This window comes from Diaphorobacter caeni (assembly GCF_015354245.1).
GTDB lineage: Bacteria > Pseudomonadota > Gammaproteobacteria > Burkholderiales > Burkholderiaceae_C > Diaphorobacter_A > Diaphorobacter_A caeni.
Genome location: NZ_JADKYZ010000003.1, coordinates 172,505 through 196,378 on the forward strand (window position 1 = coordinate 172,505; position 23,874 = coordinate 196,378).

The following is a 23,874-nucleotide window of genomic DNA, read 5'->3' on the forward strand; positions in this document are numbered from 1 at the left end:
AAAGCAAAAAACCCCGCAGACTGAAAAGCCTGCGGGGTCCTATGGAGCCTCTACCCAGGAGAACTCAAACGGCTGCGCCGTTCAACTCTTCAACCAGTTTGCGCAGGTTGGACTTGAGCATCTTCCCGGCGGGATTGCGCGGGAGCGGCTGGCCCCGCACGACGATGAGATTCGGCACCTTGTAGGCCGCGATCCGCCGCGCAACGAACGCTCGCAGTTCCGCCTCGGCAACCTCCACTCCCGGCTTGCCGACCACCACGGCCACGACCTGCTCTCCCGTCACCTCGTGCGGCATCGAAAACACCGCGGCCTCTTCAAGCCCTTCGTACTGCATCAGGCACGACTCGACCTCCACCGCCGCGATCTTCTCTCCGCTGCGGTTGATCACGTCCTTGATGCGATCAACGATGGTGAGCACCCCGTTCGCGTCCAACACGCCGATGTCGCCGGTGCGGAACCAGCCGTCCTGCATGGCGGCCTCGGTCGCCTTGGGCTCTCCCCAGTAGCCCTGCATCAACGAAACGCCACGCAGCCACACCTCGCCCGCCTCGCCTACCGGCAAGCCATCGCCATTCACATCCGCGATGCGGATATCGATGATCGGCGACAGCGCGCCGGACGCTGCCGGCTGCTCCTCGAACAAGCGGCCCGAGCAGGCGGCGCAGACGCCGTTCGATTCGGTGAGGCCAAAGCCGATGCCCGACATGCGGCCCGGAAATTTCTCCAGCACATCGGTTATGAGCCGCTGGTGCAGGCCCGCGCCGCCAAAGCCGAGACCCGACAGATTGCCCGAGTTCTCCGGCTGCTCGAATCCTGGCTGCGAGATGAGCTGCTGCACCATGCTGGGCGCGCCGTTGAACTGGGTGACGCTCTCCTTGCGGATGGTCTCCATGGCCGACCGCGCGTCCCAGCGGTGCACGAACACCAGGCGACGCCCGTGGCGCAGAGAAATCAGCAACTGCGCGTGCAGTCCGCTCACATGGAACAGCGGCACGGCCGACAGCGTGGTCGGCTGCAGCTTGCGCGCCATGATGCGGCCCACCGCTTCGGGTGAGGACATGGCCGACACCGCACCGATGTAGTCAATGTTGAAGATCGCCTGACAGACCGCGCGCTGACTCGATACCACGCCCTTGGCGCGGCTCGTCGCGCCCGAGGTGAAGAGGATCAGCGCCTGATCGTCGGGCGAGAGTTGGGGCGCGACGTAACCGTCGTGGCCCGGCGCGATCACCTCACTCCAGCGAATGTCCCCACCCTCGCCGTCCACGACCACCACCCGGGGGACCGTCTTGAGTTCACGCAGACTGCCGCCCACGCGCTCATGGCGGTCGGCGTCGCAGAACAGGAAAGTGGGCGTCGTGTCTTCGAGATTCGACATCAGCTCGCTCGTCAACCCAAAGCTGTTGAGCGGCACCGGCACGGCTCCCAGCAGCGCCACGGCAACCAGTGCCACGGCCCATTCGGGACGGTTTCGCATCGCGATCGCCACGCGGTCTCCGGCGCGCAGACCATATTGCTTCTGCAGACGGCTTGCAGCCGCATCGACGGCAGCGAAGAAACGGTCGAACGTCCAGCGGTCATCACCGAAGATCAAAAACTCCATCTGGCCATGCGCGCGGCCCGCGTTGAGCACTTCAGGCAAGGTGCGGAAGGCGTTGCGGTAGGCACTGAACGTGCGGCCGTCCTTGAGCGTCACCTGCGTGAGCTCGAAGGGCGCGCCCGGCGAGGTGAGCTGCGTGCGCAGCGCCCCGACCTGAGCGGCAACGCTCGGTTCCGCCGTCTGCGCGGGGATGTTTGGCGTGGTGCTGCTCATCTCAGAATCCTTTCAGGGTAGCGTAACGGTCTCGGTGGAATGCACCGTCGCCTAGCGTGCGCTGCAGAACGCGGGCGCGCTTGAAGAACAGTCCGAGATCGAGTTCATCCGTCACGCCGATGCCGCCGTGCAATTGCACGGCCTCGTTGGAGAGCTTCTCGCAGAGATCCGACGCCTTGGCCTTGGCCAGGCTGCAAAGCTCGGCTACATCCCCTTCCCGCCCCGCGTCGATGGCCTCAAGTGCCGCGAGCACGCAACTCTCGAACAGCTCCAGCTCCACATACAGGCGCGCCGCACGGTGCTGCAGCGCCTGGAAAGAGCCGATCTGTACGTCAAACTGCACGCGCTCCTTCATGTAGGCGACAGTGCGGTCAAAGATCTCGCGCAGCAAGCCCAGCGCCTCGGCCGCGAGGCAGGCGCGTGCGCGGTCCAGCACCTCGTCGAGCGCCTTGCGCGCGGGCTCGGCTGCCAGCGCCATGTCGGCGTTGAGCGCGACGTCGTCGAACACGACACGCGCGGTGTTGCGGCTGTCCATCATGCTGACCGCGTGCACCGAAACGCCCTCGGCGTCAGCGGGAATCAGCCAGAGCGTCAGTTCGGCCAATGGCCCGGCGGCGACGATGAACGCATCCGCGCCCACGCCGTCGAGCACGAAATGCTTCTCGCCCGACAGGCGCATGCGGCCTTCAGCCTTCTGCACGCGCGTGGTCATCTGCGCGGGCAGATGACGACCCGACTTTTCATCAAGCGCGAGCGCCACGCGCTTCTCGCCAGCCGCCAACGCGGCCAGCCATTGCGATTTCTGAGCACCGCTGCCCGCTCGAATCAGCAACTCCGGCGCGATCACCGCCTGCGTCAGCAGCGGTTGAGCCGAGAGCTGACGGCCGATCGTCTCAAACACCGCGCCCATGCCGAGGTAGCCGGCCGCCAGACCATCATGCTCCTCGGGCAGCACGGCCACCGGCCAGCCCATTTCCACCATCTGCTGCCAGACCTTGGCGTCAAAGCCTTCGGCCACCTTCTCGTCGCGCAGCCTGCGTTGCTGCGCCACATTGGCCTCCTCCGACAGGAAGGCCTGCGCACTGTCTCTGAGCAGTTCCTGCTCCTGCGACAAAAGCATCGTCATTTCGTTGTCTCCCGTTTCTGTTTCCTGGCGAGCGCATCCATCTTCATGCGGGAAGATCGAGCACGCGCTTGGCGATGATGTTCAGCTGCACCTCGGAGCTCCCGCCCGCGATGGTGTAGGTCTTGGTGCGCAGCCAGGTGCGGCACAGGTCCAGCTCCTCGGCGCTGAAGTCCTCGCCATCCCAGCCGAGGCCGCGAAGGCCCATGGCCTGCTCCAGCAGTTCGTACTTGGTGACCTCCTGCTCGGTCTGCACCAGCTTCATGATGCTTCCTGGGCCGCTCACGTCCTTGCGGGCCAGCGCCATTTCCGTGACGCGGCGGTGCGTCAGCGTGAACGACTGGGCATCCATCAGCACACCCGCCAGGCGCTGGCGCAACGCCGCGTCTTCGAGCTTGCCGTCGGCGTCGCGATCCACATACTGGAGCGTCACCGCCAGAGCATCGGCAGATGGCGCGCCGCCTTCGGTGAACTTGGACATGGCCGCACGCTCGTGCTGCAGCAGCTTCTTGCCCAGCGTCCAGCCCTCGCCCTCCTTGCCCACCAACTGGCGCACGGGCACGCGCACCTCGTCGAAGAACACCTGGCAGAAGCTCGACTTGCCGCTGATGAGCTCGATCGGCTTGACCGTCACGCCCGGGCTCTTCATGTCGATCAGCAGAAAGCTGATGCCGTTCTGCTTCTTGGACGAGCTGTCGGTGCGCACGAGCGCATACATCCAGTCGGCCTTGTCGCCGTCGGAGGTCCAGATCTTGCCGCCATTGACCACATAGCAATCTTCGCCGCCCTCGCTCTTCTCCAGGCGTGCCGAGGTCTTCAGGCTCGCCAGATCCGAACCCGCATTGGGCTCGGAGAAGCCTTGGCACCAACGCCGCTGCCCCTTCATCATCGGCACCAGATGCTCGAGTTTCTGCTCGTGCGTTCCCGCCTCGAGCAGCACCGGGCCCAGCATCCAGACGCCCAGGTTGTACTGCGGCTGGCGGCAGCCGCGCTTGGCCATTTCGGTTTCGAGCACGCGGTTCTGCTTGGGATTCAGCCCACCGCCGCCATATTCTTTGGGCCACGACGGCGCAAACCAGCCGCGCTCGCGCATGCGCTCGAACCAGAGCTTCTGGTCCTCGGTCTGGAACTGCAACCTGGAGCTACCCCAGACCATCTCCTCGGTCGTGATCGGACGGCGCATGCTCGGCGGGCAATTGCCGTCCAGCCATGTCGCCACTTCCTGTTTGAAATCATCGAGCTCTGTCATGTTGTCTTTCCTTCTTGTCGTGCGAGCGCATAGATGTCGATCTTGCCAGCGCAGCGCATCCGCTGGAGGTCCCCGGCGGCCAGCAACTGGTTCAAATGGGCTATCGTTTCCCCTAGTGCCATGAGGTGGTCCACCGGACTGCGCAGGCGCGGAAACAGCACCCGCATCAGCTCGCACGCCGATGCGCCCGGCACCGTCGCGAGATGAGCCCGCAGCTGGTCGAACTGCTGCGCATGGTGAGCCACCACTTCGTGCGCACGTTCACGCACGCCGAAGAACACGCCCTGATGCGATGGCAGCACCAGCGTGTCCTCAGGCAGCTCGGCCAGGCGCAGCGTGGATTTCAGCCAGACCTCAAGCGGATTGCCCTCAGGCTCGATGGGCGAGACCATCACGTTCGAGGTAATGCGCGGAAGCAGCTGATCGCCCGCGATCAGCAGGCCGTCGCGCGCGTTGTAGAGGCAGGCATGCTCGGGCGAATGCCCTTCGCCGACGATCACGCGCCATTCGCGCTCGCCAATGGTGAGCACCTGTCCTTTGCGCAGCCGCCGGTAGTTGAACGGTGCCTGCGGCATGAACGGATCCTTGCGCATCGCGCCGACCATCTCGTCGAGCTGCTCGTCGGTCACGCCCGCGCGCTCGTAGAACAGGCGGTGCAGCTCGGGCAGCGGATCGGGCGGAGGGCCCATGAGGCCGCGCAGCATCATGAATTCGCCAAACGTCATGAGCAGCGGAACGTCAAAACGCTCCTGCATCCAGCGCGCGGCGCCCGCATGGTCGTAGTGGCAATGGGTGCAGATCAGCCGCGTCATCGGCTGGCCGGCCAGCGTCTCGCCGAAGATCTTTTCCCAGACCTCCTGCGTGCGCGGAATGCCGAGGCCCGTGTCCACCACCGCCCATCCGTCGCGACCTTCGTAAGTGTCGCGCAGCAGGTAGCAGTTGATGTGGTCGAGCGACATCGGCATCGGCACGCGCGCCCACAGCAGGCCCGGCGCGATCTCCACCAGCGTGCCGTCGCTGGGCGGTGGATCGATGGGGTAACGCAGCTTCGACTCCGGCCCTCGACGCGCGGCGGCAACCTCCGGCATGGCGGTCTGCGGCGCGGTGGCAGCCACCGTGTTATCCACGAAGCGCCTCCGACATGGCCTGTGCGCTCAATGGCACGTAGGTCTTGAGGCGGTCATCGCGGATGTAGAGCGGATCGCTCACCCGCGACGCATCAAAGCCCTGCTTCTGCAGATCGACCTTGCGCAGCTTGTAGTTGCCGGTCATGTCGGGCGTGTCCATCAGGCGCACGAACAGCGGAGCGGCATAGCGCGGCAAGCGCTCCAGCGCGAGCTTCCAGAAGCCGTCGGCGTCAAACGGCACGCCGGGCAGCATCACCAGCGCCGCCATGCCCGCGCGACCATCGTGGCCCGGCACTTGCACGCCGTAGACCGTGACCGCGTCGGCCCCCGGAAATTCGACCAGTGCGTCCGTCACTTCCATGGTCGAGACGTTCTCGCTTTTCCAGCGGAAGGTGTCGCCGATGCGGTCCACAAACCAGCAGTAGCCCTCTTCGTCGCAGCGCAACAGGTCGCCCGAAGACCACCATGCATCACCCTGCTGGAACACGTTGCGCAGAATCTTCTTTTCAGTGGCCTCCGCGTTGGTGTAACCCTCGAAGCGCCCCGCCACCACCTCCGGGTGCTGGATCACCATGCCCAGCGCCTCGCCCGGCTCGTTCACGCCCGCCAGCTGCAGGAAGCCGTTCTCGTCGCGGATGTAGTCCCCCTTTTCCTGGTCGAAGCGCACGAGGCGCAGATTGGTCTTCTCCCAGAAAGGCACCCGTCCGCATGAGCCCACATGGTTGTCGACGTTGACCGTGTTGGTGTTCGACTCCGTGCCGCCCCAGCCCTCGTAGATGCGAAACCGGCTGCCGAAGCGGTTGACCCACTGCTGCCAGATCTCCGGCGTCAGGCCGGTTCCGGCCATCTTGCGAAGCGAATGCTCCTTGTCGTTGGCCGCAGGCGGCACGCTCAGCAGGAAGCGGCAGATCTCGCCCACGTACTGGCAGCAGGTGATCTGGTAGCGGCGCACGTCACTCCAGAACTCACTGCGGCTGAACTTGCGACGCACCACCAGGCTCGCGCCCGCGCTCATCGAGGTCGAGGTGGCCGACATGGACGCCGCGCCGTGATAAAGCGGCAAAAAGCAGTAGAAGCAGTCACTCGGCTCGATCTCCCAGAGCAGCTTCATCGCGTCCCCCGCCATCAGCCAGCGCGCGTGGCTCACCACCGCCGCCTTGGGCAGGCCGGTGGTGCCCGATGTGAAGATGTATTGCGCCGTATCGCCCGCACGCAGGTCCTCGCGCCATTCGGCGGGCACATTGTCGGGCGACTCCTGTGCGGCCAGCTGCTGCAGGTCGTCGCCGAAGCCCGCGCGCTGCGCGTCCGTCGCCGGGCGCTCCGCGTCGGGCCAGTGCAGGTAGACGAGGTGCTCGTCGATCCCGGCCGTCTCAGCAAAGCGCGGCATGCATTCCTCGCCGACGATGGCGTAGCGCGCGCCGGTCACCTCCAGCGCATGGGCGAGCGGCTTGCCGCTCACATGCGTGTTGAGGAACGCGGCCACGGCGCCGGTCTTGGCGATGCCCATCCAGGCGAAGAAGAAGGCCGAGCGGTTTTCCATGGACAGGGCCACCACGTCGCCCTTGCGCACGCCCTTGGCATGCAGCGCGCGCGCCACCTGATTGGCGCGTGCGTTGAACTGCGCGTAGGTGTAGCGCAGATCGCCTTCCATCAGAAACACGTTAGCGCCGAACTGCGTTGCGCAGTCTTCCAGCCGATCGCTCGTGGTGAACGGCGTGGACGCCAAGTACCTGGTCGTCACCGGAGCCCGGCGATCCAGGATTTGCTGTGTCTGCTCACGCGGGACGACAGTCGATACGCTCATCTTGTTGTCTCCATCTCTTGTATTTGGACTGTTGGCTGTTGTTCTCGGAACTCACTCGAATCGCTTGCATCCATCAACGCACCGGGCGCGGCATGCCCAGACCGAACTGGGCAATCAGCTCGCGCTGGATCTCGTTCGTTCCGCCGCCAAAGGTGTTGATGGTCGCGGCCCGCAGCTCGTACTCCAGCTCGCCCATCAGGAACGACGCGGCCGAGCCGCCACGCACCAGCGCGCTGCTGCCCACGATGTCCATCAGGCGGTGCAGGATCTCGACCATGCCCTCCGATCCGTAGACCTTGGTGGTCGATGCGAGGCCCACATCCATCGCGCCCGCTTCCAGATCGGCGGCGATGCGGAAGTTGATGAGACGCATCGACTCCAGACGCGTGTAGCACTCGGCGAGACTGCGGCGCACCCATGGCTGATCGACCGCCCGACGGCCCTGCTCGTCCTTGGCCTTGGCCCACTGCAGCACCTTGGTGAATGGCGCGAACACCTTGTCGGACCAGGAGCCGAGGCCCAGTCGCTCGTGGTTGAGCTGCGCGGTGATCAGCTTCCAGCCGCCGTTGAGCTGGCCGATCAGGCGATGCGCGGGCACCTGCACGTTGTCGAAATACGTGGCCGCCGTGAAATTGCCCACGGTCTGGATCAGCGTGTGCGAGAAGCCCGGATCGCGCGTGTCCACCACCATGATCGACACGCCCTTGTGGCGCGCGAGGCTCTGGTCAGTGCGTGCGGCCAGCCAGATGTAGTCGGCCGACTCGACGCCCGAGGTCCAGAGCTTCTGGCCGTTGACGACAAAGTGCCCCGTCTGCACGTCGCCCTGCAGCTGTGCTTGCGTCTTGAGCATCGCGAGGTCAGAGCCCGCTCCGGGCTCTGAATAGCCGATGGCGAAGATGATGTCGCCGGTCGCCATGCCTGGCAGAAATTCCTGCTTCTGCGCTTCCGTGCCGTGCTCCATCAGCGCGGGGCCGACGGTGCTGATGGTCACGAAGGGCAGCGGTGCGCCCGCGATGTTGGCCTCTTCAAAGAAGATCAGCTGCTCGGTGGCCGAGAGGCCCTGGCCGCCATACTCCTTGGGCCAGCCGATGGCCAGCCAGCCGTCGCGGCCCATCTGGCGGATCACGGTGCGGTACTCGTCGCCGCTTTCGGCGCCGCGCATGCGGGCCTTGAGTTCCGGTGTCATCAGCGCCTGGAAGTAGTCGCGCACCTTCAGGCGCAGCGCGTGCTGTTCGGGGGTCAGGTCGATCATCATCCGGTGTTCTCCTTGCCCTGCGATCAGGCTTCGTCGCCCAGAATCAGGCCGCTGGTGGGCACGCCCGTGCCCGCGGTGACGACCATGTTGTGCACGTTCTTCACCTGGTTCACCGCCGTACCGCGCACCTGACGCACCGCCTCGGCAATGCCGTTCATGCCGTGGATGTAGGCCTCACCGAGCTGGCCGCCGTTGGTGTTGATCGGCAGCGAACCGCCGCGCGCATGTTCGCCAGCGCGGATGAAATCCTTGGCCTCGCCTCGCGGCACAAAACCGAATTCTTCAAGCTGCGGCAGCACGAACGGCGAGAAGTGGTCGTACAGAATCGCGCTCTGCACGTCCTTGGGCGTCAAACCGCTTTGCGTCCACAGTTGCTTGGCGACGTGGCCCATCTCGGGCAGGCCGGTGATCTCCTTGCGATAGAACGAAGTCATGCTCTGCTGGCCTTCGGTCACGCCCTGGGCCGCAGCCTTGATGAACACGGGCTTGGCCTTGAGGTCACGCGCGCGCTCGCTCGATGTGATCACCATGGCAACCGCCCCGTCGGACTCCTGGCAGCAGTCCAGCAGATGCAGCGGCTCGCAGATCCAGCGGCTGGCCTGATGCTCTTCGAGCGTGATCGGCTTGCCGTAGAAGAATGCTGCCGGGTTGGTGGCCGCAAAGTCGCGCACGGCCACGGCCACGCGGCCGAAATCTTCGCTGGTCGCGCCATAGGTGTGCATGTAGCGGCGCGCGAACATGCCGACCCACGACGCTGGCGTGTGGAAGCCGTGCGGCATGTACCAGCCGTAGTTCACGTTGTCGAAAAATGGTGTGCTGCCGAAGCCGTAGCTGCCCGAGCCGAAGCGGTACCAGCTGCGCTCGTTCATCGCGCGGTACACCACCACGGTCTTGCAGACGCCCGTAGCCACGGCCATGGCCGCGTGCAGGATGGGCGCGCATGCCGCGCCGCCGCCGTGCGGCACCTGCGAGAAGAAGTTCACCGTGCGTGCGCCGAGCAGTCGGGCGATCTCGTACTCGGGCACCTTGTCCACGGAGTAGGACGAAAAGCCGTCCACATCCTTGGGGTCGATGCCTGCATCGGCCAGCGCGGCCAGCGTGGCCTCCATCGCCAGACGCAGCTCGGTGCGACCGGAGTTTTTCGAAAATTCTGTGGCGCCCAGACCCGCAATCGCGGCACGTCCGGAAATGTTCATGTCAGTCACTGGAAGTCTCCTGCGAATCGTTTCAGGCAAACGCCACTTGCACGGTGCCGCTCACATGCGATCCCATGGAGTTCGTGCCCTTGAGCGTGATCTGCACGCTGCGCTTGTCGTCGTTCTTGGCGGTCACCGAGGCAGTGAACTTCATGCTGTCGCCGGGATAGTTCGGCGCGCCGAGCTTGATCTTCAGATCCATCAGACGCGCCCTGGGGCCCGCCCAGCCTTCGACGTAGCTCTGCACCAGACCATTGGTGGTCAGGATGTTCATGAAGATGTGTGACGAGCCGAGCTGGCACGCAGCCTCCAGATCGTGGTGGCCGGGAAAGTAGTCGCGCGTGGCGATGGCGCCGCCCGCGATCAGGGGCACGGTGATCGGCACGGTCACCGATGGCAGTTCGTCGCCGGTGTGCACCGATTCAAAGCTGGGGTGTGTGGTTGCGGTCATGTTGTCAATTCCTGTTCGCCTGTTCGCGGCTCATCAGCAGGCTTCGGGAAGGTCGTACTTCCAGCCAAGGGTGTCGTTGTCGGCCAGCCATTGACCGAGGGCTTCGAGGTGGTGCTCGCCGCTGCCGACCTCAACGGCCAGCGCGCGGCACCAGAACATGAAGCGGTGCATCGGATAGGTCACGTCGACCCCCATGCCGCCATGCACGTGCTGCGCCACGCGGCCCACCTTGAGCCCAAGCTCGTTGGACTGCGCGCGCAGCGCATGGGCTTGCGGCGCGCTCGGCAGTTGCTCATCAAGGCGCCATACCAGCTGGCTCAACGCGCTGCGCTGGGCCTGCATGAGGATGTAGCCATCGGCCATCTGCCCCGCCACCAGCTGGAACGAGCCGATCGGACGATCAAACTGCTTGCGCTCGCTGACATAGGCCACCGTGCGTTCGAGCTGCGCCTGCGTCACGCCCTGTTGAAGCGCAGCCGTGCTGGCGACGGCATACTCGCTCAACGAGCGCACAGCAGCTTCGTCCAGCGTGACGAGCGCGGGCGCGTCAAACAGCGCCAGATCGGCCACGCCGTAGTAGTCCTCGCGCATGCCGGCTACCTTCTGCACACCGGCCGCCGCCAGATCGACCAGCACCAGCCGATTGCCGTCAGCCGCCTTGGCCACCGCGAGCAGGTACTTGGCCTGCGCGCCCAATGCCACCGCATGCAGCTTGCCGTAGACCTTGCCGCCTTCGAGGCGCAACTGCGCGCCGTGCGAGCACGTCAGGCTTTCAAGCGACACGCTGATCAGCTCACCCGCCATCGCGGCCTGCACCGCCTGTTCGGCCGCCGCGTTGCCTTGCACCTTGGCGAGCGTGTCCGCAGCCACTTGCACCTGCCACAGCGGCACCTGCGCAAGCGCACGCCCCTGCTGAACGAGCACGGCGAGCAGTTCGGTCATGCCAAGACCAAGGCCTCCGGCTGATTCGGGAATCAGAATGCTGTGCAGCCCGGCGGTCACGCACTGCTGCCACAGCGACTGCATGTAGGGCTGGCCGCTGATGTCGTGCTCGCGCAGCTTGTCATCGTTGCAGTAGTCGGCGAACAGGCTCTGCGCCATGTCCGCAAATGCGCGCTGGTCTTGCGAGAGTTGGAAATCCATGTTCTTGCTCCTCGGCTCAGGCCACGACGCGGAACTGCGGCAACGTCATCTCGCCATCGTTGAAGGTGTTGAATTCCACCTGCACCTTCTGGCCGATCTTCACGTCCTGCGGCTTGATGCCGACAAGCTGCGCGATCAGGCGCGTGCCCTCTTCAAGCTCGATCAGACCGATGGGGTTCGGGTGGTCGAACGGCGGCACTTCGGGGTAGTGCATGACGACATAGGAGTAGACCTCGCCCTTGCCGCTGGCCTGCACCGCATCCAGATCGAACGACTGGCAGTGCGGGCACACGGGGCCTGGCGGGTGGTTGAGTTCGCCGCAGGTCTTGCAGTGCTGAATCAGCAACTTGCCTTGCTTGACGCCGTCCCAGAAGAAGCGGTTATCGTCGCTGACGCCGGGTTCGGAACGCTTGATCTTTGGGATGCCCGCAGGCTTGCCGTCTGCCGCCGCAGCGGGTTTCTGCGTGTTGACTGGACGGAACTTGAACACGCGAAACAGCAGCTGACCCACATGTTCGTCATCGCCCTTCAACGCGCCGATGGAGAAGTAGTCCATGACCAGCGTGACGAAATAGCCGGTGCCCAGCGCCGTGGTCTTCTCGTCACCCACGCTGTCGAGGCGCGTGGTGTAGTACAGGTCCTCGCCCTCGAGCACGTCGCGGTCGAACGTGAGTTCGGAGTTCACCGCCACCGTCGAGGCAAAGCCCTGCGCGTCGAGCAGCTTGACCACTTCGTACGGATTTTCCTTGGTCGACCCCGGCGGATAGTTGTTCTGCACCGGGCCTTCCATGCACCAGACCTGCAGCATGCCGGGAGGCGCAATGACCTTGCCGTCATCGTCCGTGCGCACGGCAACGCCCATGATCTCGCACCACTGACGGATCATCGGCGCATTGACCTTGTCCCACGCGTAGACGCGTCCATACTTCTTGCCCACCAGGGAGCGGACCTCTGTCATCCAGTCTTGATCTGCCAAGATTGTCTCCTTTGAATTCGTCATCAATTGGGTTGTTGCAGTGCCTTGTGCTCCGCGTTGGCTGCGCCCAGAAACGCGGGCCGCTCGCCGCCGCCGTGCAGCAGCAGATTCGTCCCGCTCATGTAGGAAGCGCGCGGCGAGGACACGTAGAGACAGGCCTCAGCGATGTCACGCGGATCGGCCAGACGAGCTGCGGGTATCGTCTGCGCGACCGAGGCAATGCCGGCTTCGTCACCAAAATGCAGATGCGATTGCTCGGTGCGCACCAGGCCCGGACTCACCGCGACCACGCGCACCTTGGGCGCCCACTCCACCGCAAGCGAACTCACCAGACTCAGCACTGCCGCCTTGGCCGCGCCATAAGCCGCCGTTCCGGGTGATGGACGCAGCGCGCTGATGCTGCCGATGCAGACAATCACGCCGCCCTCTTCCTGCTGCTGCATCACCGCGTTCGCGGCTTGCGAGGCATGCAAGGTGGAAAACAGATTCAGGCGCAGCACGCCCTCATGAAAACGCGGCGACACCGTCGCCGCATCCACGGCCGGAGCACCGCCCGCGTTGTTGATCAGCACATCGAGACGACCGTGGCGCTGCACGACCTGATCGACGAGATCCTTCACCGCCTGAGCCTCGCGCACATCGCAGGCGATGAACTCGGCCTTGCGATCCGCGAAGCCCGGCAACTGATCTGGTGCCTGACGTCCGCAGACCACGACCACGGCACCGGCTTCGAGGTAAGTCTCTGCAATGCCCCGACCGATGCCCTTGGTTCCACCCGTCACCAGAACGACGCGTTGCTGAAATTCGTTGTTTGATTGCATGGATGACAATTTAGATTTGCCAACGCACTGCAGATACGTCCAAAAGGACGATGCCCATGGACTAGGTGCAAACGACGATAGGCCTCAAAACAAGCCTTTGGAGACACCGTTTTGCAAGCCCCCGACGTCGAGCCTTTGCACCCCGCCACCGAGAGCGAATTGCTCACCGAACTCATCGGTGATGGCGTCGCCGTAGTGCGCCTGCACCGTCCTCAGGCAACCAATGCTCTGAGTCTTTCCCTGCAGGCGGCACTGTCGCGAACGTTCCAGCAACTGAGCACCGACGAGCGCGTCCGCTGCATCGTGCTGACCGGCGGTGATCAGGTGTTCGCCGCCGGAGGCGACATCAAGAGCATGGACGACTGCGGCCCCATCGAGATCATGAAGCGCCACACCGAACGCGTGTGGGCTCCGATCGAGCGCTGCCCCAAACCCATCATCGCCGCCGTGTGCGGCTATGCCTTCGGTGGCGGCGCGGAGCTGGCCATGCATTGCGACATCATCATCGCGGGCAAGGGAGCAAGCTTCGCTCAGCCCGAGATCCGCATCGGCATCATGCCGGGCATCGGCGGCACGCAGCGGCTGGTGCGGGCGGTGGGGAAGTTCAACGCGATGCGCATTCTGCTGACCGGACGGCCGATCTGTGCCGAGGATGCGCAGTTGATGGGACTGGTGAGCATGGTCTGCGAGGATGATCAGGTGCAGTCGGAGGCGCTGAAGATGGCGCGGCAGATTGCTGCCATGCCGCCTTTGGCTGTGGAGCAGATCAAGGAGGTGGTGATTGCGGGGATGGACGCTTCGCTGGATGCTGCCTTGATGTTGGAGCGGAAGGCGAATCAGCTTTTGTTCGCTACTAGCGATCAAAAGGAAGGGATGAGTGCTTTTATTGAGAAGCGGGTTCCTCGGTTTGAGGGGCGGTAGTCTTGCATCTCATCCGCCGCTTGCTCGTGGGATTGGGCTAGTTTTTCTGCTGCTGCCGCGGGGTTGCTTACGGAGGCCGGGACTGCCCCCGGCGGGGCAATCACTTTTTGCTTGCGCGCAAAAAGTAATCAAAAACGCGCTTTCGAATTCGGGGTCACGCGGCAGAACTCACTGCGCGACTGCGTCGCTCCGTTCGGGCAACCGCCGCGAGTCAGTGTTTCACCAAGAGGAATTTGCGGCACGTCGCTTCGCTTGTGCCGGGGAGTTTGCAGAGTGGGGTTGGGGCGCAAAGGCCCGCTGCGCTTTTGAGCGAGGTTGACCCAACGAGCAAATCAAAAACTGCACGGCACGAGCGCAGCGAAGTGCCGAATACACCTCTTATGAAATATCCAGCTCGCGGCGGTTGTCCGAGCGGCGCGCGCAGCGCAAAGCGAGTTCTGCCGCGGGTATTTAGAGCGCGTTTTGGGTTACCTTTTGCGCGCAAGCAAAAGGTGACTCCGCCGCCGGGCGGAACTCCCGGCCTCCGCCCTCAAAACACCCCAGCAGCCAGCTGAGAAGCCCCCGTGTTCATCAGCATCAGAACTGCGTAGGCCGCATCTGCGCATCAATCCCCCCATCCACGCAAATCTGCGCACCATGGACGTAGCTGGCACCAGGGCTCATGAGGAAAGCAATGACCGAAGCCATTTCCGCTGGATCAGCACGCCGCCCCATGGGAGGCAGGAATTCGGCAATGGACTTGGCGAAACGCGGGTCCTGGGCACTGGCTTGGAGCAGCGGAGTTTCGGTCGCGCCCGGAGCCACCGAGTTCAGGCGCACGCCGTCCTTGCCCCAAGGTACGGCACGCTTGCGGATGGCGACGGTCAGGCCGTTTTTGCTGCCCGCGTAGGCCAAATTACCGCCCTGCTCGCCCGCGCCGTTGACGATGGCCTGGGCCATCGCGTCGTCGCCGTTTTCAAAAGCGGAGGCCAGGGGGTTCTTGTCCCATGGCAGGTGAGCGGACGCTACCGAGGAGATCACCACGGCTGCGGGTGACTGGCCTTTTTTCAACGCGGGGAACAGGCCATCGAGCAATTCGACCGCGCCGAAATAGTTGACCGAGGCAATCTTGCCGGCGGGACGCACGTGGGTGCCCAGACCTGCGCAGAGCACCAGACCGTCGAGCACGCCACGGCAGGCGGTCAGCGCGGCGTCGATGGCTTGTTTGCGGCCTTCTTGCGTGGAGAGGTCGGCGATGATTTCCGCGTCGCGGATGTCGATGCCGATGACCTTGTGGCCGGCGGCTTCCAGCGCCTTGCGGGCTGCCGCGCCGATGCCGGTGGCGCAGCCGCTCATGATGGTGGTTGGCATGTTTCGAAGTTTCCTGATGGGTACTGATGACTGTATAGCGCACATCAAAACCCAAGCCGCCAGTCGCGACCACCTACAAACGGACGATGTAGTTACCCCGGTGGAAATTTATGGTGACGCTCTCTACACTGCGCTGCGATCAGGTCACCTCAGCCGGACAGCCAGTCGAACGCACAACAGACAGTCAAACAAACAAGCCAAGCAAGGACGACAACCCGATGAGCAACAACCCTCACGCATCCCTTCTGCAACCCGGTCGCATCGGTTCAATGGAACTGAAAAACCGCATCGTCATGGCGCCCATGGGGGAGAACTTCGGCGGCAGCGACGGCATCTGCGGAGAGCGCACGCAGGCATTCTACGAAGAGCGCGCGGCCGGTGGCACCGGGCTGGTCATCATGGGGACGACGGCGATTTCATGGCCCAGCGGCACGAGCGAGCCGCACCAGCTGGGCATCTCCAACGATGATTTCATTCCGGGTCTGGCCGAGGTCGCGCGCCGCGTGCATGCACACGGCGGCAAGATCGGCATTCAGATCAACCACAGCGGCAAGGTCGCCGCCTACGACCGCAGCTGCGGACGTGAGATGTGGGTGTCGTCGCTGCCGCCCGCCGCGCCGGTGGCCGAGTCGATGCGCACCATCACGCCCAAGGAGTTCTCGACCTTCATCGGTGTGGGCCCGCACCCCGAACGCTATCGCGTGATGGACCATGCGGACATCGCGCAGATGATCGAGTGGTTCGCCGCCGCCGCCGTGCGCGCGCAGAAGGCCGGTTTCGACGGGGTTGAAGTGCATTGCGCGCACAACTACATGATCGCGAACTTTCTTTCGCCGTTCTTCAACAGCCGCACCGACGAATACGGCGGCAGCTGGGAGAACCGCACGCGCCTGCTGCGCGAGGTGCTGACCGAAGTGCGCCGTCGCGTGGGGCCTGACTTCGCTGTCTGGGTGCGCCTTGATGCCGAAGAGATGCACACGCCGGGCGGCATCACCATGGACGAGGCCATCAAGACCGCCAAGCTCTGCGAGGAGCTCGGTGTGGTCGATGCGATCAGCGTGTCGGCCTACGCGCGCATGCCCACCGGCTCGGCCTTCACCGATGCGCCGATCCCGCAGAAGCAGAACGCGTATCGCAACTTCGCCGCGCAGTACAAGAAGGCGGTGAAGCTGCCGATCATCTCCGCCGGTCGCTGGGAGATCGACGACGCCACCGACGCGGTGAACAAGGGCGAGATCGACTTCGTCGCCATGGGCCGAAAACTGCTGGCCGAATCCGAGCTGGCCAACAAGCTCTCCGCCAACGCGGCCCAGGACGTGCGCCCGTGCATCTACTGCTATGCCTGCGTGAGCGAGATCTTCATCAATCACGGCATCAAGTGTGCAGTCAATGCGCGCGTGGGTCGCGAAACCGAAGCGCCGATCCAGTTCGCGGCCAAGCCACGCCACGTGCTCGTGGTCGGCGGCGGCCCCTCCGGCATGGAGGCTGCGCGCGTGGCCGCGCTGCGGGGTCACCGCGTAACGCTGGTCGAGCGCAGCGACCGCCTTGGCGGCACTCTGTTCTTCGCGGCCCTCGCCTACCCCGAGAACGGCCGTCTGCTCGACTATCTGGCCCGCCAGATGGAGCACCCTAACATTGATGTGCGACTGAGCACCACGGTCGATGCCGCGCTGATCGATGTGCTCCAGCCCGACGAGATCTTCGTCGGCACCGGTGCCATGCGCGCAGCGCCAGCCATCGAAGGCGCAGAGCAGAACCATGTGTGGAGCGGCGACGAGCTGCGCCGCCTGATGACCGGCGACCGCGCGGAAGAGATCGCCAAGGCCAAGCTGAGCCTGACCGAGCGCGCGCTGTTCAAGGCCGGCGGCATGCTCGGCGTGACCGACAGCAAAAATGCCATACAGGGCCTCTCCAAGTTGTGGATGCCGCTCGGCAAACGGGTGACCATCATCGGCGGCGGCCTCGTGGGACTTGAGCTGGCCGAATTCCTCCTCGACCGCGGCCGCGAGGTCACCGTGCTCGAACCTGGCACGCATCCCGGCACCGAACTGTCCATCGTGCGCCGCTGGCGCGTGGTCGAAGCGGTGAAGGCGCACGGCAAACTGCAGTTGCTCGCACAAGTCCAGCGCATCACCAAAAAGGAAGTGATCTGGACGGACAAGTCCGGTGCCGAGCAGAACACGCCAGCCGACTCGGTCATCATCGCGCTTGGTGCCCAACCAGACGCCAGCGTGGCCGAAGCGATTGCCGCGCTCACCAAGGTGCCAGTGCGCCAACTGGGTGACAGCAGCGCCGTCGGGTATATCGAAGGCGCCATGCACTCGGGCAACCTTGCTGGCGCGACGGTCTGATCATCAGCAGCACCCACTGCGCCCATTCCCCTCAAGGCCTGCTTCATGCAGGCCTTTGTCATGCCAACTCCGCTCATCCGCACACGCGGCCCGAGCACTCGTTCCATGAACCGGAATCACCCTCCAAGCCCAAATTTTTCACGCACCCGATCCGATAATCGCCCATCTTTAATTGACAATTAGATAACAATCATGCATCCAGCCCGGCTTGCGCGACACTTCGTCCCGCTGCGCCGCAACCCATCGGCACAGCGACTTTGACACTATGGATTTGACCAAGGATGAACTGGCCTACTTCGGTGACATCGGCGCCCTCGAGCACGACTGCTTCGGCCGTCTGGTCTTCATCGGGCTGAGCTTCGAGGAGAGCTGGGAATTCAAACGCTTTCACGACACCTATCTCACACAGGAGCGCTGGATCAATCCCGAGCGCTATGTGGAGTTGATGGTCAAACATGAGCGCGCGCGACTGCGGTCCTCGGTGCCTCAGCATTGAATCCGATGCGCCAACGAAAAATTTCCCCGTTTGATTTTTCATGCGAAATACATGCGCTATAATCGATGGCTTAGCGCAAACGACGCAGCGCTAAACGGGTGATTAGCTCAGCGGTAGAGCACTGCCTTCACACGGCAGGGGTCACATGTTCGATCCATGTATCACCCACCATTTTCGTTGTCCCGATCGGCGCTCTTCAGAGTTGCAGATTGCGGCATCGGGCGATTAGCTCAGCGGTAGAGCACTGCCTTCACACGGCAGGGGTCACATGTTCGATCCATGTATCGCCCACCAACAAGCAAGCCTTCCAAGTCTTTGATTTGGAAGGCTTTTTTGCATCAAGAATTTTCGCGACGCAACTTCACAGAGTCTGGCTCCGACAGAGAAATCGGTTGCAGATAAACGAGGATGCCCATGTTCAGCGAATTTCCGCGCGGCCCCATCGACCGGGGCGACAAAGCGCAGCCCCCTCCTTCGCCAGAAGAGGTTGCGCAATGGCCTTGGTTTTCAGGTCACGACAGCTTGAACGGCAGTTCGCGCGGCACCTTGCCGGTGATCTGTGCAATCGCGTTCGCGAACGCGGGTGCGAGCGGCGGCACGCCCGGCTCGCCCATGCCGGTGGGAGCGTCGGCGCTGGGCACGATGTGCACGGCGATCTCGGGCATGTCGGTCAGGCGCGGAACGACGTAGTCGCCGAAGTTGCTCTGCTCGACCTGGCCGTCCTTGAAGGTGATGGCCGCGCCGGGAATGCACATGCCAAGGCCCATCAGCGCCCCGCCCTGCACCTGCGCTTCCACGCCGCGCGGATTGACGGCGAGGTTGCAGTGCACGCCTGCGGTCACCTTGTGCAGCTTGGGACTGCCGTCCTTCACCGAGGCCTCGACGACATAGGCGACGATCGAGTCGAACGACTCATGCACCGCCACACCCCAAGCACGGCCGGCCTCGAGCTGGCGCTTGCCGTAGCCCGATTTCTCGACCGCCAGTTGCAGCGCTGCCGTGTGGCGCGGATGCTTGTCGCCGAACTGGCTCAGGCGGAACTCGACCGGGTCCTGCTTGGCCGCGCGGGCGATCTCGTCGATCAGCGTCTCCATCACGTAGGCCGTGTGGGTGGAGCCCACGCTGCGCCACCAGAGCACTGGCGCGTTGAGCACCGGGTGGTGCGCCGACAGGCGCATCGGCACGTCGTAGGGGGCCTTCATACCTTCGACCGTGGTAGTGTCCACGCCGTCCTTGACCATGAAGCCTTCGAAAGCCGTACCTTTGGCAAGCGACTGGCCGACGATCACGTGATCCCACGCGACGACCTGCCCCTTCTCATCAAGCCCGATCTCGGCGCGGTGCACATGCATGGGACGGTAGTAGCCGCCTTTCACATCGTCTTCGCGGCTCCAGATCAGGCGCACCGGCGCATCGATGCCCGCCGCACGCGTAGCCATGGCGATGTGGCAGGCCTCGGCCACGTAGTCGCTTGACGGCGTGGCGCGGCGGCCGAAGCCGCCACCGGCCATCTGCACGTTGACGCGCACATTCTGCGGCTGCAGACCGAGCACGCGCGCCGCCGTCGCCACCTCCCAGCCTGGTGCCTGCGTGCCCAGCCACAGCTCGGCCTTGGCATTGGCGCCCGTGCCGGTGATGCGCACGGTGCAGTTCAGCGGCTCCATCGGCGTGTGGGCGAGATACGGGAACACGTATTCCGCGCTGATCTTCCGCGCCGCGCCACCGAGTTTGGAAACATCGGCATCGAACTTGATCGCGCCGGGCTTCTTCGCCAGCTCGCGGTATTGCGCAAGCTGCTGGGTCGAGTCCACCTTGCCGACGGACGCGCTGTCCCATTCGACCTTCAGCGCCTCACGCCCCTGCTTGGCCGCCCAGTAACCATTGGCCACCACGGCGACCACCTCGCCCCCCAGCACGCTCGGCACGCGCAGCACGGCGCGCACACCCTTGATGGCCTTGGCCGCGGCACCATCCACCGACAGCACCTTGCTGCCGTAGACCGGCGGGTGCAGCACCACGGCAGTGAGCATGCCGGGCAGTTGCATGTCGATGCCGTAGGCCTGGTTGCCGCTCGACTTGGCGCGCGCGTCAATGCGGCCCGTGGCCTTGCCGATGATGCGGAAATCCTTGGCGTCCTTGAGCACCACCTGCTGCGGCACGGGCAGCGCCATCGCCGCATCGGCCAACTCACCGTAGCCGAGCTTCTTGCCGCGCGGACCGATCACCTGACCGGCCTGCGTGCGCAGCGACTGCGCATCCACGCCCCAGCGCTTGGCGGCGGCCGCCACCAGCATGGCGCGGGTGCGGGCACCGAGCTCGCGGTATTGCGTGTACGAATTCTTGATCGAGGTGGAGCCGCCCGTGAGGTGAAAACCCATGAACGGATCGGCATACGCAGGATCGGCATTGCCATGCACGCTGCGCACCTTGGACCAGTCGGCGTCTAGCTCCTCGGCGAGCACCATCGGCAGGCCGGTCTGCACACCCTGCCCGAAATCGAGCCGGTTGATGGTGACGGTGACGATGCCGTCACGGTCAATCTTCACGAATGCGGCGGGTTGCTGCGTCGGCTTCAGCGCATTGGCGGCGACGGGTGCATCGCCCTCGCCCTTGGCCAGCGCGGCCATGGGAAACGCGCCCAGCGCGAAGCCCGAGGCCGTGGCGAGCTTGAGAAAGCTGCGGCGCTCCAGGCCCGCGCTTTCAGCAGAAGGAGTGGCCTCAACGGCCAGCGAACGCAGACCCTGCGGCATGTCGGCAAGAACGTGTTGGGGAATGTGCATGTGGGTTCTCCGTCCGTTCAGGCCAGCGTCTTCGCGGCGTCGTGGATCGCCGCGCGAATGCGCACATAGGTACCGCAGCGGCAGATGTTGCCCGCCATCGCGGCGTCGATGTCCGCATCGCTCGGCGCGCGGTTGCTCTGGAGCAACGCGGTGGCGCTCATGATCTGGCCGCTCTGGCAGTAGCCGCACTGCGCCACGTCGTTGCGCACCCAGGCGTCCTCGACGGCCTTGCCCACCTTGTCTGCGGCCTGCGCCTCGATGGTGGTGATCTTCTGGCCCTCGGCCGCCGACACCGGCGTGATGCACGAGCGGATGGCCTGGCCGTTCAGGTGCACGGTGCACGCGCCGCACAGCGCCATGCCGCAGCCGAACTTGGTGCCGGTCATGCCGAGCGAGTCGCGCAGCGTCCAGAGAATGGGGGTCGCGGGATCGACATCGACCGATGTCGGCTTGCCGTTGAGGGTGAATTTGACGGTCATGGAGCGGTTCAATCGTGGTGGTGGTGTTGTTCTTGCACGCATTCTCGCGCGCGCCATGCAAAGCATGGGCCGCAAGCAGTGTGCAACAGCCCAAGCCAAAGAAAAAGCCACGCAATCTATCTAAGTTATTAAGTTCTGCTTAACAATCGCCACCATGAAGCCCGAAATCCTCGCCTCATTGGCTGCCTTCGAGCAGGTAGCGCAGCACCGCAGCCTGACCTACGCCGCGCACGCGCTCGGCGTCACGCCCGCAGCGCTGTCCCAGACCATCAAGAAGCTGGAAACCCGCCTCAAAGTGCGACTGTTCGACCGCACCACCCGCAGCGTGAACCTCACCGAGGCGGGCCGCGAGTATCTGGAGCGCGTCACCCCGGCCCTTGCCCATCTGCGCGAGGCGACCGAAGACCTCCAGTTCAGCGCCGGAGTCGAGGGCGGCACACTGCGCCTGACCATCTCCCACCCCGCCGGTCGCGTGCTGGTGGAGCCCATGCTGGCCGAGTTCTTCGCGCTGCATCCGCACATCCATCTCGAGCTGGTCTATGACGACGGCTTCGTCGACATCGTGCGCGATGGCTTCGACCTGGGCATCCGCAACGGCGAATCGCTCGAAGGCGACATGGTCGCCGTGCGGCTCACCGACGAGATGGTCATGAGCTGCGCCGCCTCGCCCGCCTACCTCAGAGCCCGCGGAACCCCGCAGCACCCCGACGAGCTCGCGCGGCACCACCAGTGCATCAACTACCGCATGAGCAGCAGCGGCGGCATCTACAAATGGGAGTTCGTCATCGACGGAAAACTCACGGAACGCGCGGTGCATGGGCCGCTCACCGTCAACCACTGGGGCACCGCGCTGCAAGCGGCCCGGGACGGCCTGGGCCTGCTCATCGGCTGGCGCGAGTCACTGCTGCCCGCGCTCACGAGCGGCGAACTGGTGGAGGTGCTGATTCCTTACCGCTCAAGCTTCCCGGGCTTTTACGCGTACTACCCGCATCGCACGCATCTGCCGATGAAGACGCGGGTGTTTCTGGATTTTCTGCTGCGACGCGTGCCGGACAGCGCCTAGACCATCACCGCCATCCAGCGCCCGCACGCGCCGCACCCGACCACCAGCCCTTGAGCAGGTACAGCAACGGGATCAGCATCAGCGCGGTACAGGTCCACGCATACCAGGCGCCCTCGGGCAAGATGGGCGCAAGCGCCTGACCGAGCGCCGGATCTGCGCCGGGCGCGTGCAGCACTTCCTGAATCGCGCCGAGCACCATCTGGATCGCCAGCAACGACAGCAGCAACGCCGACGCGCGGAACGCGGCAAGCGCTCCCACGCGCACGCCGATGCGGCGTGACGCCCCCGTCAGCAGCACCGCGCAGGCGATGGCCAGCAGCGCGCCAACCAGCGCTTCGGACGCATCGCCCCTGCGGACCACCATGCGCAGAAACAGCCCGGCTTCCAGGCCCTCGCGCAGCGCGGCGATCAGCGCAAAGACCAGCACGACCAACGGCGCGACCACCAGACCCGAGTAGCGCTCGACGAAGCCCCGCACCCGCTCCTCAATCGCGTGCGCCGTCGCCAGCAGCGTGCAGACCATCACGATCACGCCGAGCGCAAGCACCAGCGTGAGCCCTGCGGTCCACTGCGGATCGACCGCATCCGACAGCAGCCAACTGCACAGCACGGCCGCAAGTCCCAACCCAGCCAGCGTGCCGGCCGTCACCCACGGAATCAGCCGCTCGCCCTGACCCGCACGCAGCGCCGCCACCAGCGCATAGATGATCAGAATGAGCTCGGCGAGCTCACGCAAAACAACGACAAACGAATCAAACACGGGCCCCTCTGCAGCAAGAACTAGAATAATGCTTCTCATTATCACTACACCGACGGCGGTCGATCCCACGCGGCGCATGAAAATTTCTTCCTCTTTACATACGGCATCCGAAGCCAAGCTGCGCGCGTCATGAACGAAAAAGACCTGCTGGCCATCGTCGACCGCGCCGTGGACGAATTCAACGGCGACCTCGACGAGCTCGAAAGCGCCATCGGCATGCTGATGCTGGGCCGGCACTACGGCTGGCGCGTGATGCTGCTGATCCACAGCCCCAACACCATCCGCAAGTACCTCAAGATCCTCGGCCTCAAAAGCCTGCGCGACGTACTGCCCGAAGTAGGCGTGCTCGCCCACCGCTCCAACGCCTGGCGCCTCGTGGATGGCACACAGAATTTCTGGAAGGTCGTGCGCGGCCAGATCAGCGGCGTGCGCAGCGCCCGAGTGAACAAGACAACGCCTCCCTGAGGCGCTTCGCGGCTGCCCTCGCTTGGGGCGCGCCAGTTTCATGCGTCACGGGAAACGCATGATGCGAAGAAAACCGCCCAACACTTCGACCAGTAGTACCACTGGCTACCACTGATTGGCAATGGGCTCGTCACAGCCGACCTTTCTGTATTCCACATATCTTCTACATTGATGAATCGGCAGCCCAACGCTAGTCTGCGACGTCCTCGCTTCGCACCTCAGTAGCACTTGACAGTACTACTTGATTCTCC

At 64.4% G+C, this 23,874-nt stretch carries 20 protein-coding genes and 2 tRNA genes; 7 read left to right on the forward strand and 15 right to left on the reverse strand.

Going from position 1 to position 23,874, the window contains the following annotated elements:
- Nucleotides 1-64 precede the first annotated feature (64 nt).
- From ISG32_RS08485 to ISG32_RS08535, 11 genes are all read right to left on the reverse strand, one after another.
- Nucleotides 65-1,813 carry a class I adenylate-forming enzyme family protein gene (locus ISG32_RS08485; protein ID WP_194770587.1) on the reverse strand — a complete coding sequence of 583 codons (1,749 nt, stop codon included), beginning with the start codon at nucleotides 1,811-1,813 and terminating at the stop codon, nucleotides 65-67.
- A 1-nt stretch (nucleotide 1,814) separates the two neighbouring features.
- A complete protein-coding gene (locus ISG32_RS08490; RefSeq protein ID WP_194770588.1) occupies nucleotides 1,815-2,939 on the reverse strand; it encodes an acyl-CoA dehydrogenase family protein in 1,125 nt (374 codons plus the stop codon).
- Nucleotides 2,940-2,982: 43 nt separating this feature from the next.
- On the reverse strand, nucleotides 2,983-4,185 hold the full coding sequence (locus ISG32_RS08495) for an acyl-CoA dehydrogenase family protein (protein ID WP_194770589.1): 1,203 nt from the start codon (nucleotides 4,183-4,185) through the stop codon (nucleotides 2,983-2,985).
- Nucleotides 4,182-5,312: an MBL fold metallo-hydrolase gene (locus ISG32_RS08500; RefSeq protein ID WP_323745911.1), complete on the reverse strand. Its 1,131-nt coding sequence runs from the start codon at nucleotides 5,310-5,312 to the stop codon at nucleotides 4,182-4,184. Before ISG32_RS08500 ends, ISG32_RS08495 begins: the two co-directional genes overlap by 4 nt.
- The gene (locus tag ISG32_RS08505; protein WP_194770590.1) at nucleotides 5,305-7,116 is read right to left on the reverse strand and encodes a long-chain-acyl-CoA synthetase; all 1,812 of its coding nucleotides are present in this window, start codon (nucleotides 7,114-7,116) and stop codon (nucleotides 5,305-5,307) included. The genes ISG32_RS08500 and ISG32_RS08505 overlap by 8 nt, the downstream gene beginning before the upstream one ends.
- 73 nt (nucleotides 7,117-7,189) lie before the next feature.
- On the reverse strand, nucleotides 7,190-8,371 hold the full coding sequence (locus ISG32_RS08510) for an acyl-CoA dehydrogenase family protein (protein WP_194770591.1): 1,182 nt from the start codon (nucleotides 8,369-8,371) through the stop codon (nucleotides 7,190-7,192).
- Between the two features lie 23 nt (nucleotides 8,372-8,394).
- Entirely contained in the window at nucleotides 8,395-9,567 is a 1,173-nt protein-coding gene (locus tag ISG32_RS08515) for a lipid-transfer protein (RefSeq protein WP_228529718.1), read from the reverse strand.
- Nucleotides 9,568-9,598: 31 nt separating this feature from the next.
- Nucleotides 9,599-10,018, reverse strand: a complete 420-nt coding sequence (locus ISG32_RS08520) for a MaoC family dehydratase (protein WP_194770593.1) — start codon at nucleotides 10,016-10,018, stop codon at nucleotides 9,599-9,601.
- Nucleotides 10,019-10,051: 33 nt separating this feature from the next.
- On the reverse strand, nucleotides 10,052-11,161 hold the full coding sequence (locus ISG32_RS08525) for an acyl-CoA dehydrogenase family protein (RefSeq protein ID WP_194770594.1): 1,110 nt from the start codon (nucleotides 11,159-11,161) through the stop codon (nucleotides 10,052-10,054).
- Between the two features lie 16 nt (nucleotides 11,162-11,177).
- A complete protein-coding gene (locus ISG32_RS08530; protein WP_194770595.1) occupies nucleotides 11,178-12,137 on the reverse strand; it encodes a Zn-ribbon domain-containing OB-fold protein in 960 nt (319 codons plus the stop codon).
- Nucleotides 12,138-12,160: 23 nt separating this feature from the next.
- Nucleotides 12,161-12,958: an SDR family oxidoreductase gene (locus ISG32_RS08535; protein WP_194770596.1), complete on the reverse strand. Its 798-nt coding sequence runs from the start codon at nucleotides 12,956-12,958 to the stop codon at nucleotides 12,161-12,163.
- Nucleotides 12,959-13,093: 135 nt separating this feature from the next.
- Here ISG32_RS08535 and ISG32_RS08540 point away from each other — a divergent pair, with 135 nt between their 5' ends.
- Nucleotides 13,094-13,879, forward strand: a complete 786-nt coding sequence (locus ISG32_RS08540) for an enoyl-CoA hydratase (RefSeq protein ID WP_194770999.1) — start codon at nucleotides 13,094-13,096, stop codon at nucleotides 13,877-13,879.
- Between the two features lie 576 nt (nucleotides 13,880-14,455).
- Here ISG32_RS08540 and ISG32_RS08545 read toward each other — a convergent pair.
- Entirely contained in the window at nucleotides 14,456-15,229 is a 774-nt protein-coding gene (locus ISG32_RS08545; RefSeq protein WP_194770597.1) for an SDR family oxidoreductase, read from the reverse strand.
- A 218-nt stretch (nucleotides 15,230-15,447) separates the two neighbouring features.
- On the opposite strand from ISG32_RS08545, the gene ISG32_RS08550 reads away from it, so the two are divergent.
- The 4 genes from ISG32_RS08550 to ISG32_RS08565 all read left to right on the forward strand — a co-directional run bounded on the left by ISG32_RS08550 (nucleotide 15,448) and on the right by ISG32_RS08565 (nucleotide 18,370).
- On the forward strand, nucleotides 15,448-17,580 hold the full coding sequence (locus ISG32_RS08550) for an oxidoreductase (RefSeq protein WP_194770598.1): 2,133 nt from the start codon (nucleotides 15,448-15,450) through the stop codon (nucleotides 17,578-17,580).
- Nucleotides 17,581-17,845: 265 nt separating this feature from the next.
- Nucleotides 17,846-18,076: a hypothetical protein gene (locus ISG32_RS08555; RefSeq protein ID WP_194770599.1), complete on the forward strand. Its 231-nt coding sequence runs from the start codon at nucleotides 17,846-17,848 to the stop codon at nucleotides 18,074-18,076.
- 96 nt (nucleotides 18,077-18,172) lie between these two features.
- Nucleotides 18,173-18,247, forward strand: a tRNA-Val gene (locus ISG32_RS08560).
- 48 nt (nucleotides 18,248-18,295) lie between these two features.
- A tRNA-Val gene (locus ISG32_RS08565) sits at nucleotides 18,296-18,370 on the forward strand.
- 218 nt (nucleotides 18,371-18,588) lie between these two features.
- Here the strand turns inward: ISG32_RS08565 and ISG32_RS08570 are convergent.
- Together ISG32_RS08570 and ISG32_RS08575 are read right to left on the reverse strand one after the other, a co-directional pair.
- Nucleotides 18,589-20,856 carry a xanthine dehydrogenase family protein molybdopterin-binding subunit gene (locus ISG32_RS08570; RefSeq protein WP_194770600.1) on the reverse strand — a complete coding sequence of 756 codons (2,268 nt, stop codon included), beginning with the start codon at nucleotides 20,854-20,856 and terminating at the stop codon, nucleotides 18,589-18,591.
- A 17-nt stretch (nucleotides 20,857-20,873) separates the two neighbouring features.
- The gene (locus ISG32_RS08575) at nucleotides 20,874-21,335 is read right to left on the reverse strand and encodes a (2Fe-2S)-binding protein (protein WP_194770601.1); all 462 of its coding nucleotides are present in this window, start codon (nucleotides 21,333-21,335) and stop codon (nucleotides 20,874-20,876) included.
- A gap of 154 nt (nucleotides 21,336-21,489) precedes the next feature.
- On the opposite strand from ISG32_RS08575, the gene ISG32_RS08580 reads away from it, so the two are divergent.
- The gene (locus ISG32_RS08580; protein WP_194770602.1) at nucleotides 21,490-22,398 is read left to right on the forward strand and encodes a LysR family transcriptional regulator; all 909 of its coding nucleotides are present in this window, start codon (nucleotides 21,490-21,492) and stop codon (nucleotides 22,396-22,398) included.
- Nucleotides 22,399-22,402: 4 nt separating this feature from the next.
- On the opposite strand, the gene ISG32_RS08585 is transcribed toward ISG32_RS08580, so the two are convergent.
- Nucleotides 22,403-23,158, reverse strand: coding sequence for an FTR1 family protein (locus tag ISG32_RS08585; RefSeq protein WP_194770603.1), 756 nt, complete (start codon nucleotides 23,156-23,158; stop codon nucleotides 22,403-22,405).
- A 129-nt stretch (nucleotides 23,159-23,287) separates the two neighbouring features.
- Here ISG32_RS08585 and ISG32_RS08590 point away from each other — a divergent pair, with 129 nt between their 5' ends.
- Entirely contained in the window at nucleotides 23,288-23,623 is a 336-nt protein-coding gene (locus ISG32_RS08590; RefSeq protein ID WP_194770604.1) for a hypothetical protein, read from the forward strand.
- The last annotated feature ends 251 nt before the right edge of the window (nucleotides 23,624-23,874 follow it).